16 protein-coding genes are annotated in these 17,315 nt (G+C 72.9%); 7 read left to right on the forward strand and 9 right to left on the reverse strand.

Features of this window, described 5'->3' with window-relative positions; all coding sequences use genetic code 11:
• Positions 1 to 60 precede the first annotated feature (60 nt).
• Complete coding sequence (locus BLW78_RS23250) at positions 61 to 1,266, forward strand: hydantoinase/carbamoylase family amidase (protein WP_244527033.1); 1,206 nt, start codon at positions 61 to 63, stop codon at positions 1,264 to 1,266.
• 11 nt (positions 1,267 to 1,277) lie between these two features.
• Here BLW78_RS23250 and BLW78_RS23255 read toward each other — a convergent pair whose 3' ends face one another.
• A complete protein-coding gene (locus BLW78_RS23255) occupies positions 1,278 to 2,597 on the reverse strand; it encodes a dihydroorotase (RefSeq protein WP_091682413.1) in 1,320 nt (439 codons plus the stop codon).
• A gap of 13 nt (positions 2,598 to 2,610) precedes the next feature.
• Complete coding sequence (locus BLW78_RS23260; protein WP_020094496.1) at positions 2,611 to 3,291, reverse strand: aspartate/glutamate racemase family protein; 681 nt, start codon at positions 3,289 to 3,291, stop codon at positions 2,611 to 2,613.
• A gap of 169 nt (positions 3,292 to 3,460) precedes the next feature.
• On the opposite strand from BLW78_RS23260, the gene BLW78_RS23265 reads away from it, so the two are divergent.
• On the forward strand, positions 3,461 to 4,927 hold the full coding sequence (locus BLW78_RS23265; RefSeq protein ID WP_056527005.1) for an amidohydrolase family protein: 1,467 nt from the start codon (positions 3,461 to 3,463) through the stop codon (positions 4,925 to 4,927).
• Positions 4,928 to 4,946: 19 nt separating this feature from the next.
• Here the strand turns inward: BLW78_RS23265 and BLW78_RS23270 are convergent, their stop codons facing one another.
• From BLW78_RS23270 to BLW78_RS23295, 6 genes are all read right to left on the reverse strand, one after another.
• Positions 4,947 to 6,539: an ABC transporter substrate-binding protein gene (locus tag BLW78_RS23270; RefSeq protein WP_091682415.1), complete on the reverse strand. Its 1,593-nt coding sequence runs from the start codon at positions 6,537 to 6,539 to the stop codon at positions 4,947 to 4,949.
• A gap of 180 nt (positions 6,540 to 6,719) precedes the next feature.
• Positions 6,720 to 7,886 (reverse strand): M24 family metallopeptidase, encoded by a 1,167-nt coding sequence (locus tag BLW78_RS23275; RefSeq protein WP_056527011.1) that lies wholly within the window; start codon positions 7,884 to 7,886, stop codon positions 6,720 to 6,722.
• 37 nt (positions 7,887 to 7,923) lie between these two features.
• A complete protein-coding gene (locus BLW78_RS23280) occupies positions 7,924 to 8,604 on the reverse strand; it encodes a GntR family transcriptional regulator (protein WP_020094492.1) in 681 nt (226 codons plus the stop codon).
• A 67-nt stretch (positions 8,605 to 8,671) separates the two neighbouring features.
• Entirely contained in the window at positions 8,672 to 9,481 is an 810-nt protein-coding gene (locus BLW78_RS23285; RefSeq protein ID WP_020094491.1) for a transporter substrate-binding domain-containing protein, read from the reverse strand.
• Positions 9,482 to 9,546: 65 nt separating this feature from the next.
• A complete protein-coding gene (locus BLW78_RS23290; RefSeq protein ID WP_020094490.1) occupies positions 9,547 to 10,230 on the reverse strand; it encodes an amino acid ABC transporter permease in 684 nt (227 codons plus the stop codon).
• 34 nt (positions 10,231 to 10,264) lie between these two features.
• On the reverse strand, positions 10,265 to 11,071 hold the full coding sequence (locus BLW78_RS23295; RefSeq protein ID WP_056527014.1) for an amino acid ABC transporter ATP-binding protein: 807 nt from the start codon (positions 11,069 to 11,071) through the stop codon (positions 10,265 to 10,267).
• 323 nt (positions 11,072 to 11,394) lie between these two features.
• Here BLW78_RS23295 and BLW78_RS23300 point away from each other — a divergent pair, with 323 nt between their 5' ends.
• From BLW78_RS23300 to BLW78_RS23320, 5 genes are read left to right on the forward strand one after another with little or no spacing between them, the layout of a single operon-like run.
• Positions 11,395 to 12,651 (forward strand): Zn-dependent hydrolase, encoded by a 1,257-nt coding sequence (locus tag BLW78_RS23300; RefSeq protein WP_091682417.1) that lies wholly within the window; start codon positions 11,395 to 11,397, stop codon positions 12,649 to 12,651.
• Between the two features lie 26 nt (positions 12,652 to 12,677).
• A complete protein-coding gene (locus BLW78_RS23305; RefSeq protein WP_056527019.1) occupies positions 12,678 to 13,451 on the forward strand; it encodes a LamB/YcsF family protein in 774 nt (257 codons plus the stop codon).
• Positions 13,444 to 14,178, forward strand: coding sequence for a 5-oxoprolinase subunit PxpB (gene pxpB, locus BLW78_RS23310; protein WP_056527022.1), 735 nt, complete (start codon positions 13,444 to 13,446; stop codon positions 14,176 to 14,178). The genes BLW78_RS23305 and pxpB overlap by 8 nt, the downstream gene beginning before the upstream one ends.
• Positions 14,171 to 15,205 carry a 5-oxoprolinase subunit C family protein gene (locus tag BLW78_RS23315; protein WP_056527025.1) on the forward strand — a complete coding sequence of 345 codons (1,035 nt, stop codon included), beginning with the start codon at positions 14,171 to 14,173 and terminating at the stop codon, positions 15,203 to 15,205. The genes pxpB and BLW78_RS23315 overlap by 8 nt, the downstream gene beginning before the upstream one ends.
• Before the next feature lie 37 nt (positions 15,206 to 15,242).
• The gene (locus tag BLW78_RS23320; RefSeq protein WP_012329553.1) at positions 15,243 to 15,656 is read left to right on the forward strand and encodes a VOC family protein; all 414 of its coding nucleotides are present in this window, start codon (positions 15,243 to 15,245) and stop codon (positions 15,654 to 15,656) included.
• Between the two features lie 63 nt (positions 15,657 to 15,719).
• Here the strand turns inward: BLW78_RS23320 and BLW78_RS23325 are convergent, their stop codons facing one another.
• A complete protein-coding gene (locus BLW78_RS23325; protein WP_056527028.1) occupies positions 15,720 to 17,315 on the reverse strand; it encodes an ABC transporter substrate-binding protein in 1,596 nt (531 codons plus the stop codon).

A 17,315-nucleotide genomic window follows, 5' to 3' on the forward strand; every position in this document is an offset into this window, starting at 1 on the left:
CACGGCCGCCGTGCGCGCGCAGCGCGCCCGGGTCGAGGCCCTGTTCGCGGAGCTGGCCCGGTGCGGCCGGACGGAGCCCGGGTTTACCCGGCCTCCTACAGCCCGGAGGAGACCGCGGCGCACGCGGCGGTGGCGCGCTGCGCCTCCGATCTCGGCCTCGCGATCGCCCGGGACGCCGCCGCCAACACCGCCATGACGCTGCCGGGGCGGGACCGAACCCTGCCTCCGATCCTGATCGGCTCCCACCTCGACACCGTGGCCCAGGGCGGCAACTTCGACGGTGCCGCCGGCGTGGTGGCCGGGCTCGCCGCCGTTGCGGCCATCCGCCAACTCGGCCTGGAGCCGGAGCGGGACATCTCCGTCCTGGGCATCCGCGCCGAGGAGAGCGTCTGGTTCCAGGTCTCGTATATCGGGAGCCGCGCGGCGCTCGGAGCCCTGCCGGACGGGGCGCTCGACGCGGCCCGGATCGACACGGGCCTCAGCCTCGCCGACCACATCGCCCGGGAGGGTGGCGACCCGGACGCGCTCGCCCGCGGCCCGGCGGCCTTCGACGCAGCCGCGATCCACGCTTTCCTGGAGGTGCATATCGAGCAGGCGCCGAGCCTCGAGGAGGCCGGGATCCCGGTCGGGCTTTGCACCGGGATCCCCGGCAACGTCCGCTATCCCGACGTCCGCATCGCCGGCCGCTACGACCATGTCGGGACGCCGCGCCGCTTCCGGCGCGACGCGGCCATGGCCGGGGCCGAGATCGCCCTGGCGCTGGACCGGGTCTGGGCGGAGCGCGAGGCGGCCGGGTGCGCGATGGCCGTCACCTTCGGCCGGTTCCACACCGACGCCGCGGCGCACGGCCTGACCACGGTCCCGGGCGAGTTCCGGTTCAGCCTCGACATGCGGGCCTACGCGGCCGCGGTGCTGGCGGAACTGGAGGCGGCGTTCCTGGCAGCGGTGGCGGAGGTGTCCGACCGCCGCGGCGTGACGGTGACGCTGGGTCCGCGCGCCGAGGCGGGCGTCGGCGCCGTCGCGCCGCGGATCCGTGACGGGTTCGCGGCGGCCGCGGACGCCCTCGGCATCGCGACGCGGCCCCTCGGCAGCCCGGCCTCCCACGACGCCGCCGCCTTCGCGAAGGCCGGCGTGCCGATGGCGATGCTGCTCGTGCGCAACGCCAACGGCAGCCACAATCCCCGCGAGGCCATGGTGATCGACGACCTGCTCGACGCCGTGGCGATCCTCACCGCGTGGCTCGTGGCGGAGACCTGCGGCGGCTGACGGGCGCCCGGTCAGGCGGCGAAGCGCGCGAGGCGGCCGACGGGTTCGCCCAGCACCGCGTCGTCGCGCATGACGGGGATCCCGCGCACGATCGTGGCGACCGGCCAGCCGGTGACCGTCAGTCCCGCGAACGGCGTCCAGCCGCAGGGCGAGACGATCCAGGAATCCTCGATCCTGCGGCGGGCCTTCAGGTCCACCAGGGTGAAGTCCGCGTCGTAGCCGGCCGCGATGCGGCCCTTGCCGAGGAGCCCGTAGACGCGGGCCGGCCCGGCCGCCATCAGGTCGACGAGGCGGGCGAGGGACAATCGCCCCGCAACGACGTGGTCGAGCATCACCGGCACCAGGGTCTGGACCCCGGTGAGGCCGGCCGGGCAGTCCGGCCAGGGCTGCGCCTTGGCCGCCCGCGCGTGGGGCGCGTGGTCGCTGCCGACCGTGTCGACGGTGCCGTCGTGCAGGGCCGCCCAGGCGGCCGTCCGGTGGCGCGCATCGCGGATCGGCGGGTTCATCACGCCGAGGCCGCCGAGCGTGTCGTAGCACTCGGGTGCCACCTGGGTGAGATGGTTGACCAGCACTTCGACGGTGGCGAGGTCGCGGAAGTCGCGCAGGTAGGCGAGTTCCTCGGCGGTCGAGACGTGCAGGATGTGGGTCGCCCGGCCGGTCCTGCGGGCGAGGGCCATGAGGCGCCGCGTGCCCAGGAAGGCGCATTCCGCGTCGCGCCACTCCATGTGAGTCCGGTAGGGCTGGCCCCGGCTGAACAGCGGCCTGCGCGCCTGGAGCCGGTACTCGTCCTCGCTGTGGAAGGCCATGCGCCGGTGGCCGGCGCGCATCGCCCGCTCGAGATGCGCGTCGTCCTCGATCATCAGCGCCGCCGTGGAGCTGCCGGCGAAGACTTTGACGGCGCAGACCCCCGCCTCGCGCTCCAGGGCGGCGAGCGCGTCGATGTTGGTCTTGGTGCCGGCCACGTAGAGGCCGATGTCGCACCAGCTGCGGCCCGCGACGTAGTCGCGCTTCCAGGCGAGGCGCCCGGCGTCGGCGATCGGCGGGACGGTGTTGGGCATGTCAAAAAGGGTTGCGATGCCGCCGAGGATCGCGGCCCGCGTGCCGGTCTCGATCGTTTCCACCGCCGGGTCGCCGGGATCGCGCAGGTGAACGTGACTGTCGATCAGGCCGGGCAGGACGTGCAGGCCCGCGGCGTCGATCACCGCCTCCGCCGTCGCTCCGGCCGGGACCCCGAGGGCCGCGATGCGCCCGTCGCGGATCCCGACATCCGCCGTCTCGGTGCCCCACGGCGTCACGCAGGTACCGCCGCGGATCAGGAGGTCGTACTGCATCGCCGGTTCCTTCTCACGGGGCGGCCCGGAGCAGCACGGCCCCGAGGGCCGCGGCGGCCGCCTGCTGGCAGGGCTCGATGACGGGGCAACCGATCGCGGCCTCCGCGGCGGCCCGGTGGCGCGCCATGCCGGCGCAGCCGAGCACGACCACGTCGGCGCCGTCGCGCTCGACCAGGGTCCGACCGGCCGCGATCAGGCGCGGGCCCATCGCGGCGTCCGCCGTCTCGGAGGCCCGCGCCTCCACCGGCCGGCTCCCGGCATAGCGATCCCCGAGGCCCATCTGGCGCACCGTGCGGCGCTGGCGCCGGACGCTGCCCTCGGACAGGGCCACGATGCCGAAGCGCTCCCCGAGCGTCAGGGCCCGCAGGATCCCCCACTCGGCGATGCCCATCACCGGGCGACCGCTCGCCGCCTCCCGGACCGCGTGCAGGCCCGGATCGCTGAAGCAGGCGATCACGAAGGCGTCGGACGGATCGTCCGCCACGCACCGGACGAGCGGCATCACCACCGAATCCGCGTCCCGCTGGGTCGCGATGCTCTCCGGGCCCTCCGGCAGGTCGGTCACCGCGAGGATGGGGCCGCCCGGCAGCCGCAGCGGCGCCAGGGCGGCGTCGATGGCGGCCGTCACCGCCCGGGACGCGTTCGGGTTGATGATCAGGATGCGCGCGGGCTCGGTGGTGTCGCGAGGCCGCATGGCGCCTTCCCTCTGAATACCGGTCGATCGGGATCGACCGCGATGCCGCGACGTCGACCGACCCATCGTGACCGCGGAAGACCTCAAGCGAAACCCGGGCCGCATGGCCGCCGATCCGATCGGGAGGCACCGTTCTTGCCCGCCCGCTTACGCAAGGGAGAGGTTATCGATGCAGGACGAAGCTCCGGACGCCACCGCCGAAATCACGCTGGTGAAGGGGGCCCGGTGGGTCGTCGCCTGGGATCCGGACAGCGGCGGTCACGTCTACCGCACCGGCGCGGACGTCGCCTTCGCGGACGGCGCCCTCATCCATGTCGGGCCGGGCTACGCGGGTCCCGAGCCGGCCCGGACCGTCGACGCCTCCGGCTGCATGATCATGCCCGGGCTCGTCGACATCCACACGCACCTGTTCTCGGAGCCGATGAACAAGGGGATGTGGGACGAGGTCGGCAGCCAGCGGCTCTACAACACCTCGCTCTACGAGTACCTGCCGATCCTGCGGCCCGACGCTGAGGGGACGCGGGCCGCCTACGGGGTCGCGCTCGCGGAGCTCGCCCTGTCGGGCGTCACCACCGTCTGCGACCTCGCCCTGCCGAGCGCGGGCTGGCTGGATCTCCTCGGCGCCTCGGGCCTGCGGGTCTGCATCGCCCCGATGTTCCGATCCGGGCGCTGGCTCACCCGCAACGGCCACAGCGTGGACTACGAGTGGGACGCGGCGGCGGGCCAGCGCGGCCTGGAGCAGGCCCTCGCCGAGATCGCGGCGGCGGAGGGGCACCCTAGCGGGCGCCTCTCCGGCATGCTCTGCCCGGCGCAGGTCGACACCTGCACGGCGGAGCTGCTGCGGGACGCCCATTCCGAGGCGGTCGCGCGCGACCTGCGCTTCCACACCCACGCGGCGCAGTCCCTGTCGGAATTCCACGAGATCACCCGCCGCACCGGGATGACGCCGATCGAGTGGCTCGACGATCTCGGCGTGCTCACCGAGCGGACCATCGTGGGCCACGGGATCTTCCTCGATGACCATCCCTGGACCCACTGGCACAGCCGGGGCTCGGACCTGCGCCGCCTGGCGGAGCGCGGCGCCACGGTCGCCCACTGCCCGACGGTCTTCGCCCGGCGCGGCATCGCGCTCCACCATTTCGGGCGCTACCTCCAGGCCGGAGTCAACATGGGGATCGGCACCGACGTCTACCCGCACAACATGCTCGACGAGATGCGCCTCGTCTCGTACCTCGCCCGGGTCGTCGCCGAGAATCCCCGCGACACCCGCGCGGCGGACGTGTTCCACGCCGCCACGGTGGGCGGCGCCAGGGCGCTCGGGCGCGAGGACATCGGCCGGCTCGAACCGGGCTGCAAGGCCGACTTCGTGCTCGTGGACTGCGGGCATCCGGCCATGCGCCCGTGCCGCGATCCCGTGCAGTCGCTGATCTACTCGGCCGGCGACCGCGCGGTTCGGCAGGTCTTCGTCGGCGGCCGCGAGATCGTCCGCGACGGGCGCGCCCTGACGATCGACTACGCCGCCGCCGCGGCCGCGCTGGAGGAGGCGCAGGGCCGCGCGCTCGCGCAGGTCCGGCAGCTCGACTGGGCCGGGCGCGGCCCCGACGCCATCGCGCCGCCGACCTTCCCGAGGCTGTGAGGCCCCGGAACTCGCCCCCTCAGGCGGGCCGGACGTTCCAGAACGTCGGGAACCCGTCGAGGATCCCGGTGAGGCGGGAGCGGTAGGCGGTCGGCTGCAGGTACTGGCCCAGCGGGTAGTAGGGCACGTCCTGCATCGCCTGGAGCTGGATGTCCCGGCACAGGGCGGCACGCGCCGCCTCGTCCGGGGCGGTGAGCCACGCGTCGCGCAGGGACTCGATCCGCGGGGTCGTGGCCCAGCCGGCGTAGCCGCTCTCGCCGGTGCCGCGCAGGGCGATGTAGCCCGCGGGGTTCAGCCAATCCATGCCGGACCAGTTGGTGACGAAGGCGCTCCAGCCGCCCTCCGAGACCGGCCCCTTTCGGTTGCGCCGCTGCAGCATCGCGTTGAACTCGACCGCGTAGACCTCCACCGTCATGCCGACCCGCTGCAGCAGGTCGGCCGCGACCTGGCCGAGCGCCAGCAGCGGCGCCGAGTTCGACGGCACCATCAGCAGCACGGTCTCGCCGCCGTAGCCGGCCGCCTTGAGATCGGCGCGCACCCGCGCCGGATCGCGCGGATCCGTGAGCGGCTGCAACCCGTCCGTCGAGGCCATCGGCGTGCCCGGGCAGAAGAAGCCGAGGGGCACGTGGAACAGGCCGGGATCCTCGACGCCGACGACCCCCTGCATGCACGCGGTCTGGTCGATCCCGCCCCAGAGAGCCCGCCGGATCGCCGGGTTGTTGAAGGGCGGCTGCAGGTGGTTGACCCGCAGCATGGTCACGAAGCCGGTCGGGTCGAGGACGCGGGTGCTCACGCCCTTGGCCGCCTGCAGGAGCGCGATCTGGTCGTGCGAGGCGTATTCCTGCCAGTCCGCCTCGCCGGCGATCAGCGCGGAGGTCGCCGTGGAGGTGTCGCCGATGACGCGCCACTCGACCCGGTCGAAATGGACGACCTTCGGACCCGAGGTCCAGGTCAGCGGGCCGTCCGGGCGCGGCACGTAGTCCTCGAAGCGGGTGTAGACGACGCGGTCGCCGGGCACCCGCTCGTCGGGCTTGAAGCGGAACGGTCCCGAGCCGATGAGCTCCGGCACCTGCTGGAACGGGTCGATGGCGGCGAGGCGCTCCGGCATCATGGCGCAGACCGGGACGGACGCCTTGCCCAGCGCGATTGGCAGCAGCGGGAACGGGTGTTTCAGGCGGAACCGGATCGTCCGGTCGTCGGGCGCGGAGAGTTCGTCGGTCGCCTCCATGAGGGAGCCGCCGAACGGGTCGCGCTTCGCCCAGCGCCGCAGCGACGCGACGCAGTCGCGGGCCAGCACCGGCGTCCCGTCGTGGAAGCGCAGGCCCGCCCGCAGGATCAAGTCCCAGCGGCGCCCGTCCGCCTCGACCCGATGGCCCTCGACCATCTGCGGCGTGGCGCGATAGGCCGCGTCCATGCCGTAGAGCGTGTCGAAGACCATGTAGCCGTGGTTGCGGGTGATGTACGCGAAGGTCGTCACGGGATCGAGGGTGACGAGATCCTGCTGCGGGATGAAGCGCAGGGTCCGGGCCGCCTCCGCGCGGACGAGGGCCGGCGCCGCGACGGCGCCGGCGACGAGGGCGCCGGCTCCCTGCAACAGCGTGCGTCGCTTCATCCGAGACCTCCCGCTCCGCTCCGGCACCACGCACCGGTGGGCCGGGTCCCCGCGGGAAGCCCGGCCCGGCATCGCTTGCAGGAATGGGGCCGGCTCCCGCTCGGCGTCGCCGACCAGTCCGCGACCGCGGGAGCGGTACGGCGGCCCGTCAGTTCAAGCTCCGCTTGTGAAAGCAACGCCTCACCGCACCGACAGGGTGCGCGGCAGGTCGGACAGGGGCTCGACCCCGTCTGCGGTGACGATGACGGTCTCCGAGGCGCCGACCGTCCAGGCGCCGTAGCGGCGCAGGGTGGCCGGCAGGTGGAAGACCATGCCGGGTTCGATCGGCCGGTCCTGTCCGGTGAACAGCGAGAGCAGGGCACCCTCTCCCCAGTCCGGCGCGAAGGCGACGCCCATCGAGTAGCCGATCCGCTTGCGGAAGGCCGGGCCGTAGCCCGCCGCGTCGATCACGGCCTGCGCCGCCGCGTGCGGGGCGGCGCAGGGATGGCCGGGGCGGATCGCGCCGAGCGCCGCGTCGAGGGCGCGCAGGGCGCAGTCCATCATCCGCTGCGCCTCGGCCGGCGGCGGGCCGATCCAGACGCTGCGCATCAGCGCCGCGTGGTAGCGGGCGTGGCTGCCGGCGAGCTCAAGGAAGACCGCGTCGCTCGGCTCCAGCCGGCGGCGCCGCCACGTCATGTGCGGCAGACCGCTGCGCGGTCCCGACGCGACCAGCGGCTCCATCGCCATGGCCTCGGATCCGGCGGCCGTTGCGGCCGCCAGCATGGCGGCGGCGACGGCGTTCTCGTCGGTGCCGGCCGCGCAGGCGTCGAGCCCCGCGGCGAGACCGGCCTGCGCGTACCGGGCGGCGGCCCGGATCGCCGCCAGTTCGGCCGACGACTTCACCGCCCGCAGGGGGGCGAGGAGGCCGGATCCGTCGGGCAGCGGGCCGCTTCCGAGGGCGGCGTCGATCCGCGCCGCGAGCGCCGGCGCGACGAACCAGCCGTCCCGCTCCAGGGCCGGCCGGGCGACCCCGCGCCCGCGCACGAGGGCCGCCAGGGCCGCGGCCGGGTCGGCGCCGTCCGGGTAGGCCCGGATGTCGTCGAGCCACGTGTTGGCGGCCGCGCCCGGCAGTTCGAGCTGCCGGACCAGGAGGGCCGGGTCGCCGTCCACGGGCACGAGGAGTGCCTGGAAGGCGAAGTAGCCCGCCGTCTGGCGGCCGGTCAGCCAGTAGATCGTCTCCGGGCCGGTCACCACGAGGGCGTCGTGGCCGGCACCCGCGATGGCGGCCCGGGCCGCCGCCTGCCGGGCGGCGAACTCCGCCTCCGGGAAGGCCGCCTCGCGGCCGCGCAGCTCCGTGAACTCGTGCATCGCGCCGCCCTCGTCCCAGACTTCGCTCAGACTTCGCTCAGACTTCGCTCAGGCGCTGGATGATGCCCTGCTTGAAATTCTCGAGATGGGCCGCGATCGCGTCCGCCGCCGCCGCCGCGTCCTTGGCCCGCAGGGCGGCGACCACCGCGAGGTGCTCGCGATGGACCGCCTCGAACCGCTCGGGCATCCGGCTTAGGTTGAACATCTGCGTCTTGAGCCGCAGGTCCTTGATCGTCTTGGCGAGGGTCGCGTTCTGGCTGTGCTCCGCGATCAGGTCGTGGAAGCGCCGGTCGACCTCCCAGTTGCCCGGCGCGTCCGGGTCGCCCGCCGCCAAGAGTGCCTCCATCTGACGCTGCAGGTCCGCCAGCACCGCGTCGGCGATGCGGCCGGTGGCCAGCGCGACGCTCTCCCGCTCCAGCAGGCGGCGGACATGCAGGATCTCGATCAGCTCGCGCAGGGAGAATTCCTTGACCACGAGCATCCCGCCGGGTTGCCGCTCGATCAACCCCTCGGTCTCCAGCCGCGACATCGCCTCGCGGGTCGGGGTCCTGGAGATGTCGAGCATCTCGGCGAGGCGGCGCTCGTGCAGCACGGTGCCGGCCGGAAGGTCGCGGCGGACGAGCATGTCGAGCAGGCGGTCGTAGGCCATCTGGCCGAGGCTCTGCTCGCGCCGTGCACTGAGCGCCGTCGTGTACGACGCGGCGTCGAGGGTCTTCATGGTGTCCTCCCGGAGCGGCCGGCTCAGCCGCTCCCCATTCTTGTTCTCGCGCGTCCGCCGTGCCCGCTCACATGGCGGGCGTGCGGATCGGCTCCTTCGGGGCCGGATCATAGCCGATCAGCGGGGTAACGAGCTTGGCGTAGGTACCGTCCGCGACCATCTCGCCGAGCGCCTTGTTGACGGCGGCGTGCAGGTTCGGCTTGCCCTTCTTGATGGCGAAGCCCTTCTGGACCGTGCTCAGCGGGGTCTCGATCATCACCAGGGGCAGCTTGCGCGCCTTGATGGCGTAGTTGCCGGCCACCGCGTCGTTGATCACCGCGTCGATGTTGCCGCCGACGAGGTCCTGCATGGCGTCCGCGGCCGTCTTGTAGCTCTTCAGGGTGGCGCCGTTCTCCTCGGCGAGCTTGCCGAAGGTCGAGGCCGAGAGGGCGCCGACGTTGCGGCCCTTGAGATCCGCCGGCCCCTTGATGCCGGTATCCTTGCGGGTGACGATCCGCGCGCCGGATTCGAGCCACCCGTCCGCGAAGGCGACCTGCTTCTGCCGGGCGGGGGTGATGTCCATCGACTCGCTGGTGATGTCGTACTGGTCGGCCATCAGGCCCACCAGCAGGGCGTCGAACTTGATGTTGACCGGGCTGTACTCGAGCCCGAGCCGGCGGCAGACCTCGCGCATGACCCGGACCTCCAGCCCGTCGAGCTCGCCGCTCGGCGTGCGCATGCTGAAGGGCGCGAAGGTGCTGTCCGTCGCCACGATCAGCTTGCCGGGCTCGATCAGCTCCAGCTTGCCCTCGGCCGCGCGGGTCGCGGGGGCGGCGAGGATCCCTGCGCCGAGGCTGGCGCAGAGGGCGGCGAGGGCGAGGACGTGGCGGCGGTTCATGGTGATCTCCGGTCTCGGGACGGGGCGGGAAGGATCGGCCGCGGCCCGTCCCGCGGCGGGGGGGCTCAGGACAGGCGGGCGTAGCGCCGCTCGAAATAGGCCGAGAGCTGCGACAGGATCGACGTGAGGCCGAGGTAGATCAGCGCCGCCGCGATGTAGAAATCGAACGGCCGGAAGGTCGTGGCGATCATGAGCTGCGCGTAGAGCGTCAGCTCCACCACCGTGATCGTCGACAGCAGCGAGGTATTCTTCACCGCCGAGATCGCCTCGTTGGTCAGCGACGGCAGGATCATGCGGAAGACCTGCGGCAGGACGATGCGCACCATCATGATCCGCGGGTTCATGCCGAGCGCCAGCGCCGACTCGACCTGACCCCGGGGGATCGCCGCGAGGCCGGCCCGGATCGTCTCGGCCACGTAGGCGCCGCTGCTGACACCCAGCGCGATGATGCCGGCGGTCACGGGCGAGAGCTTCACCCCGACCTGCGGCATGCCGAAATACACGATGAAGACCTGCACGAGGGTCGGCGTGCCGCGGATGAACCAGACGTAGAAGCTCGCCAGCGCCCGGAAGGGCGCGAAGGACGAGCGCTTGCCCAGCGCCCCGAGCAGGCCGCAGGCCCAGCTCACCAGGATGCTCGCCACCGTGACGCCGAGCACCACTAGGGTCGCCGAGAGGAAGCCGGGGCCGTAGGTGACGACCTCGTCCGAGAGGGTGAGCCACCACTCCTGCAACGCCGCGACGCTCATCGCTGTCCCTTCTCCCCGGTGATGGGCCGGCGCCTCACGCCGTCTGTCCCGGCGCGGCGGGCTGGTGCAGGACGCGCCGGAGGAACTGGCGCAGCCGCTCGCTCCGGGGCGCGCCGATGATGGCGTCGGGCGGCCCGTCCTCGGCGATCACGCCGCCGTCGAAGAACAGGGTGCGGGTGCCGACATCCCGGGCGAAGGCCATCTCGTGGGTGACGAGCAGCATCGTCATCCCGTCCGCCGCGAGGGAGCCCATCAGCGCCAGCACCTCGCCGACCAGCTCCGGATCGAGGGCCGAGGTCACCTCGTCGAACAGCATCACCTTGGGCGCCATCGCCAGGGCGCGCACGATCGCCACGCGCTGCTGCTGCCCGCCCGAGAGCTTCGACGGGTAGGCGTGCCGCTTCTCGTAGAGGCCGATGCGCTGGAGCAGCGCCTCCGCCTCCGCGACGGCCTGCCGGCGCGGCATCCGACGTACCCGGATCGGCGCCTCGATGACGTTCTCCAGCACGGTCATGTGCGGCCAGAGATTGTAGCTCTGGAAGACCATGCCGATCCGCGCCCGCAACTCGCAGAGCTGCTGCGGCGTCGGCTGGCGGCGGGCGCCCTGCTCGTAGTCGAAGGCGAAGCGCTCGAAATCCATGAAGCCGGAGGTCGGCGTCTCCATGAGGTTCAGGCAGCGCAGGAACGTGCTCTTGCCCGAGCCGCTCGCACCGATGATCGACACGACCTCGCCCTCTCGGATGTCGAGGGAGATGCCCTTCAGGACCTCGTTGGTGCCGTAGCTCTTGTGCAGCTTCCTGATCTTCAGGAGCGGGGGCGCGGCCGTCTCGGTCTGAGCCATCGTTAAACCTGATGTTTTGCAGTCGCTTCGCGGATCGATGCTTAGATCCGCACGCAGATCGCATTATGTTGCTGTTTTATCGTTCATAAAATCTCTCAATATAGAGATTTAATTTTCCATCCGCCGACGTTTTACATTGCCAAATCGGATGGGATGCCTTAGCAGAACCGGTATACCGCCGGCATTCAAGCGGTATTTTTGAGCATGGCTGCCTCCGACATGGTCATCGAACTTCCGGATCCCGGTATTCCCTTCGCGACTGCGCCGGGCGCGTGCCTCATTGTTCAGCCGATGGACCGGGTCGGACCCGCGCGGCAGCCGGCATGACCCGGCTCGCGATCGATCCGGATCTCTGCGCGGGCCTGTTCGCCGAGCTCCTGAGCTTCAGCGAGGACGCGCCGGGCGTGACGCGGGCGGCCTACGGCGTCGGCGAGGAGCGCGCCCACGCCCTGATGCGAGCCACCGGGCTGGCACTCGGGCTCGCCGCCGAGACCGACGCGGCCGGCAACCTGTTCCTGACGATGGCGGGCCGCGACCCGGCACTGGCGCCCTGGATGGTCGGCTCTCACGTCGACACGGTGCCCCACGGGGGCAATTTCGACGGGGCGGCGGGCGTGATCGGCGGCCTCGCGGCCGTGGAGGCCCTGCGCCGGGCTGGGATCGTGCCGGCGCGTCCCGTGACGGTGGCGGTGTTCCGGGCCGAGGAGAGCGTGTGGTTCCCGGCCTCCTACGTCGGCAGCCGGGCCGCGCTCGGCCTGCTGCCGCCGGAGGTGCTCGACCTGCCCCGCGCCGATACCGGCCGGAGCCTGCGCGACCACATGGCCGAACTCGGCCTGCGGCCGGGGGCGGTGGCGCGGGGCGAGCGGCTCCTCGATCCGGCGCGGATCCACGGCTTCGTCGAGATGCACATCGAGCAGGGCCCGGCGCTGGAGGCGGCCGGGCTCCCCGTGGGCTTCGTCACGGCGATCAGCGGCAGCTTCCGCTACCGCAAGGCGGCCTGCTTCGGCCGCTACGGCCATTCCGGCGCCGTGGCGCGGGGCGACCGCAGCGACGCCGTCTTCGCCCTCGCCGACCTGATCACCGGCCTGGACGCGCTCTGGGGCAGGCTGGAGGCGGAGGGCTGCCCGGCCACGATCACGCTGGGCGAGGTCGCCACCGACCCGGTTCAGCACGCCTTCGCCAAGATCCCCGGCGAAGTCCGCTTCTGCCTCGACGTGCGCAGCACCGAGCCGGCCGTTCTCGACCGGGTCGAGGCGGCGCTCGCCGAGCATATCGCCGCCATCGAGGCCGCCCGCTCGGTACGCTTCGTGCTGGGCGAGCGGACCGGCAGCACGCCGGCGCGGATGAGCGCCGCGCTGGTCGAGGCCCTGTCCGGCCACGCGCGCCGGCTCGGGACGCCGTTCCGCACGATGGCGAGCGGGGCGGGGCACGACACCGCGACGCTGGCCGGCCAGGGCGTGCCGAGCACGATGATCTTCATCCGCAACCAGAACGGCAGCCACAACCCGGACGAGGCGATGCGGATCGCGGATCTGTGCGCCGCCGCCACCCTGGTGGCCCACCTGGTCGCCGAAGCCTGACCCCGCGCGAGAGAAGGGATGCACCGATGATCGTCGATCTGAACTGCGACATGGGCGAGGGCTTCGGCGTCTACCGTCTGGGCGACGACGCCGAGATGCTGACCGTGGCGACCTCGGCCAACATCGCCTGCGGCTTCCACGCCGGCGACCCGCTGGTGATGCACGAGACCCTGAGCCGCGCCGCCGCGAACGGCGTGCAAGCGGGCGCCCACCCGAGCTTCCTCGACCTCTGGGGCTTCGGCCGGCGGCCGATCCACGGCGAGCGCCCCGCCGACATCGAGAAGGCGGTGCTCTACCAGGTCGGCGCGCTGCTGGCGCTGGCGCAGGATGCCGGCTGCCCGGTGCGCCACGTGAAGACCCACGGGGCCATGGGCAACATGGCCAACGAGGATGCCGACCTCGCTCTGGCGGTGGCCCGGGCGATCCGCACCCTCGACCGCGACCTGATCTTCGTGGTGATGCCCGGCCTGGAGACCGAGCGGGCCGGCGAGAAGCTCGGGCTGCCGATCGCGCGCGAGATCTACGCCGACCGCGCCTACGCGGATGACGGCACCCTGGTCTCGCGCAAGCTCCCCGGCGCCGTGCTGCACGATCCCGATTCCGTCTCGGAGCGCGTGGCGCGGATGCTGGAGGACGGGGCGATCACCTGCCTGTCCGGGCGGCGCATCCCGACGCGGATCGACACGGTCTGCGTCCACGGCGACACGCCCGGCGCGGTCGCCATGGCGCGCCGCCTGCGCGACGACTGCGCCGCCAAGGGGATCGCCCTGCGCCCGATGGCCGAGGTGCTCGGTGTCTGAGCCCGGCTACCGCCTCCTCGATAGCGGCGACCGGGCGCTCACGGTGGAGCTCGGCCGCGCGGTCGATCCCGCGATCAACGCGCGGGTCATCGCCCTCGACGCGGCGCTCCGTGGCGCCGGGCGCCCGGGCCTCTTGGAGACCGTGCCGACCTACCGCTCGCTCCTCGTCCTCTACGATCCGGACCTGCTGCCCCGGGCCGACCTCGCCGCGCTGATCGCCGCGCACTGGCCGCCGCCGGACGGGGCGGCGGGCTCGCTGCGCCGCTGGCGGGTGCCGGTCCATTACGGCGGCGCGCACGGCGCCGACCTCGACGACCTCGCCGCCGGGGCCGGGCTCAGCCCGGAGGCGGTGATCGCCCTTCATTCCGGCCGCGACTACCGCGTCTACATGATCGGCTTCGCCCCCGGCTTCGCCTATCTGGGCGGCCTCGATCCCCGGCTCTACGCGAGCCGGCGCACCGATCCCCGACCCAGGACCCCGGCGGGCAGCGTCTCGATCGGCGGGAACCAGACCGGCGTCTCGCCGCCCCTGGAGCTGCCGAGCGGCTGGCAGCTCATCGGCCGCACGCCCGCGCGCTCCTACGATCCGGGCCGGGCCGAGCCGTTCCTGTTCGCGGCCGGCGACCTGATCCGGTTCGAGCCGATCGACCGCGCCGCGTTCGACGGCCTCAGCGAGGCCGCCCGCGCCGGCGAGACCGTCGCGACCCTGGAGCGGATCGATGCCTGAGGGCCTGCGCGTCATCGCCCCCGGCGTGGCCTCGACCCTGCAGGATGCCGGGCGGCCGGGCTACCTGCGCTACGGCATCTCGGGGTCCGGCGCGATGGATCCCGACCTGCTGGCCCTGGCCAACGGCCTCGTCGGCAACCCGCTCGACGCCGCGGTGATCGAGATGGCGATGGTCGGTCCGACCCTCGCCTGCGAGACGGATATCTGCCGCGTCGCCCTCGCCGGCGCGCCCTTCGCGATGAGCCTGAACGGCCGCGCCCTCGACCCGTTCACGGCCCACGACCTGCGGCGGGGCGACCGGCTCGTCCTGGGCGGACCGCGGCAGGGCCTGCGCGCCTGCCTCGCGGTCGCCGGGGGCTTCGCCGTCGCGCCGATGCTCGGCAGCGTGGCGACGCACACCCGCACTCGCCTCGGCGGCCTCGACGGTCATCCCCTGGCCGCGGGCGACCTGCTGCCCCTCGCGGCGCCCGCGCCCCGCGACCGTCCGCTGACCCTGCCGCCGGCCCACCGGCCGACCTTCGGTGGCCCGATCCGGGTGGTGCTCGGGCCGCAGGCCGACGGCTTCACCGAGGACGGCCTGCGGACGTTCCTCTCCGAGCCCTACACCCTCACGGCGCGGGCGGACCGGATGGGCTGCCACCTCGACGGGCCGCCGATCGCCCACGCGGACGGTTTCAACATCGTCTCGGACGGGATCGTGAACGGCTCGATCCAGGTGCCCGGACACGGGCGCCCGCTGATCCTGCTGGCCGACCGCCACACCACCGGCGGCTACCCGAAGATCGCCACCGTGATCTCGGCGGATCTCGGCCGCCTCGCGCAGGTGCGGCCGGGGGAGACGATCCGGTTCGCGGCCGTCGCCGTCGCGGAGGCCCAGGTCATCGCCCGCGCCGCGCGAAGCGCTCTGGCCGCGCGGCTGACGGCGCTGGTGCCGGCCGGCGGCGGCGATCTCGACAGCGCGTTCCTGCTGTCCTGCAACCTCGTCGGCGGCGTCGTCTCGGCGCGTGCCCCCGATCCGGCGCCCTGACGGCGCCGCACCTCCTCCATCCAGCAAGAGACCGTCGATGCTCACGCCGTTCCACCTCGCCTACCACGTCACCGACCTCGACGCGGCGCGCCGCTTCTACGGGGGCGTCCTCGGCTGCCAGGAGGGCCGCAGCACCGAGACCTGGGTCGATTTCGACTTCTTCGGCCATCAGCTGTCGCTGCACCTGGGCGAGCCCTTCGCCACCACCCGGAGCGGGAAGGTCGGCGACCACACGGTGATGATGCCGCATCTGGGCGTGGTGCTGCCGCTCGACGCCTGGGAGGCGCTCGCCGGCCGTGTCGAGGCGGCCGGCATCGCCTTCGACATCCCGCCCGTCGTCCGCTTCGCCGGCGAGCCCGGCGAGCAGCGCACGATGTTCTTCTTCGACCCGAGCGGCAATCCGATCGAGATCAAGGGTTTCCGGGATCTGGCCGGCGTCTTCGCGCACTGAGGCGCGTATCCGCGAAGCCGCCCGTCGCCGGAGCGGCGACGGGCGGCCAGGACGCGACGTCCGTCAGGCGCGGCGGGCGTTCCAGAAGACGAACTGGCCGTCGACCACGTCCCGAAGGTCGCGCCGGAAGGCCGTCCGGTAGAAGTACTGGCCGGTCGGCAGGTACGGCACGTCGCGCATCGCGAGAGTTTGCATCCGGGCCGCGATCGCCTTGCGGGCCGCCTGGTCCGGCGCCTCGATCCAGGCCTCCCGCAGGCTCTCCAGCTCCGGCAGGTCCGGCCAGCCGAAGAAACCCTTCTCGCCGCCGCAGCGCAGGACCTGCTCCACGACCGGGTTGGCCATGTCGAGGCCGGTCCAGGTCGTGGTGAAGATGTTCCAGCCGCCCTGGTCGGGGGGCGCCTTGCTGGCGCGGCGGGTGACCAGCGTGCCCCAGTCGGAGACGACGTACTGCACATTCATCCCGAGGCGCTGGAGCAGGTCGTGCATGATCTCGCCGAGGGCGCCGAGCACGGGGTTCTCGCTCGTCGACATGAGCACGACGCGCTCGCCCTTGTAGCCGGCCGCCACGAGGTCGCGCTTGGCCTTGGCGAGATCGCGCGGCCGGGTGAGCACGTCGAGCCCGGCATCGGTGGCCATCGCGGTCCCCGGCGTGAACAGGCCGACATCCTTGCGCCACAGCTTGGGATCGTCGCCGGCGGCCGCCGCCATGAAGTCTGCCTGGGACAGGGCCTCGAGGACCACGCGCCGGACCGCCGGCTTGTCGAAGGGCGGGTGGAGATGATTCATCACGCCGGTGCCGAGATTGCCGAGCGGCGAGGCGAGCTGCGTCGCGATCTGCGGGTGCGCCTGAAGCGTCGGCACGAGATCGCTGATCGGGTTCTCCCACCAGTCGACCTCGCCGTTCTGAAGGGCGGCGGCCGCGGTGCCGGGATCCGGCATGACCTGCCACTCGACCCGCTCGAAATGGACACGCTTCGGCCCCGCCACCCAGGAGACCGGGCCGTTCTCCCGGGGCCGGTAGTCCGGGTTGCGGTCGTAGACCACGCGGGCGCCGACGAGCCGCTCCTTGGTGTTGAACCGGAACGGCCCGGAGCCGATCAGCTCGGGGATCTGCTGGGCCGGGTCGGTGGCGGCTAGGCGCTCGGGCATGATGACGAGGACCGGCGGACCGAGCTTCGCCAGCGTCTCGAGCATCAGCCCGTAGGGCCGCTTCAACCGGATGACGAAGGTGCGGTCGTCCGGCGCCTCCAGGGCGTCCGTGCGCGCCATCAGGGCCTGCCCGAGGCTGTCGCGTTGCGCCCACCGCCGGATCGACGCGACGCAGTCGCGGCCCCGCACCGGCTCGCCGTCGTGGAATCTCAGGCCCTCGCGCAGCCGGAAGGTCCAGCGCCGCCCGTCCTCCTCGACCGTGTGGCCCTCGACCATCTGCGGCTGCGGCGTGAACTGCGCGTCGAGGCCGTAGAGCTGGTCGAACACCATGAGCGCGTGGTTGCGCGTGACGTAGGCCGTGGTCGTCACCGGATCGACGATGGTGAGGTCGGATTGCGGCACGAAGCGCAGGACGCTCGCCCGGCCGCCCTGGGCCAGGGCCGGGCGGGCCGGAAGGAAGGGCGCGGCGGCCGCGACGGCGGCACCGCCGAGGAAGGTTCGTCGCAGCAT

It is taken from the genome of Methylobacterium sp. 275MFSha3.1 (assembly GCF_900108435.1).
Lineage (GTDB): Bacteria > Pseudomonadota > Alphaproteobacteria > Rhizobiales > Beijerinckiaceae > Methylobacterium.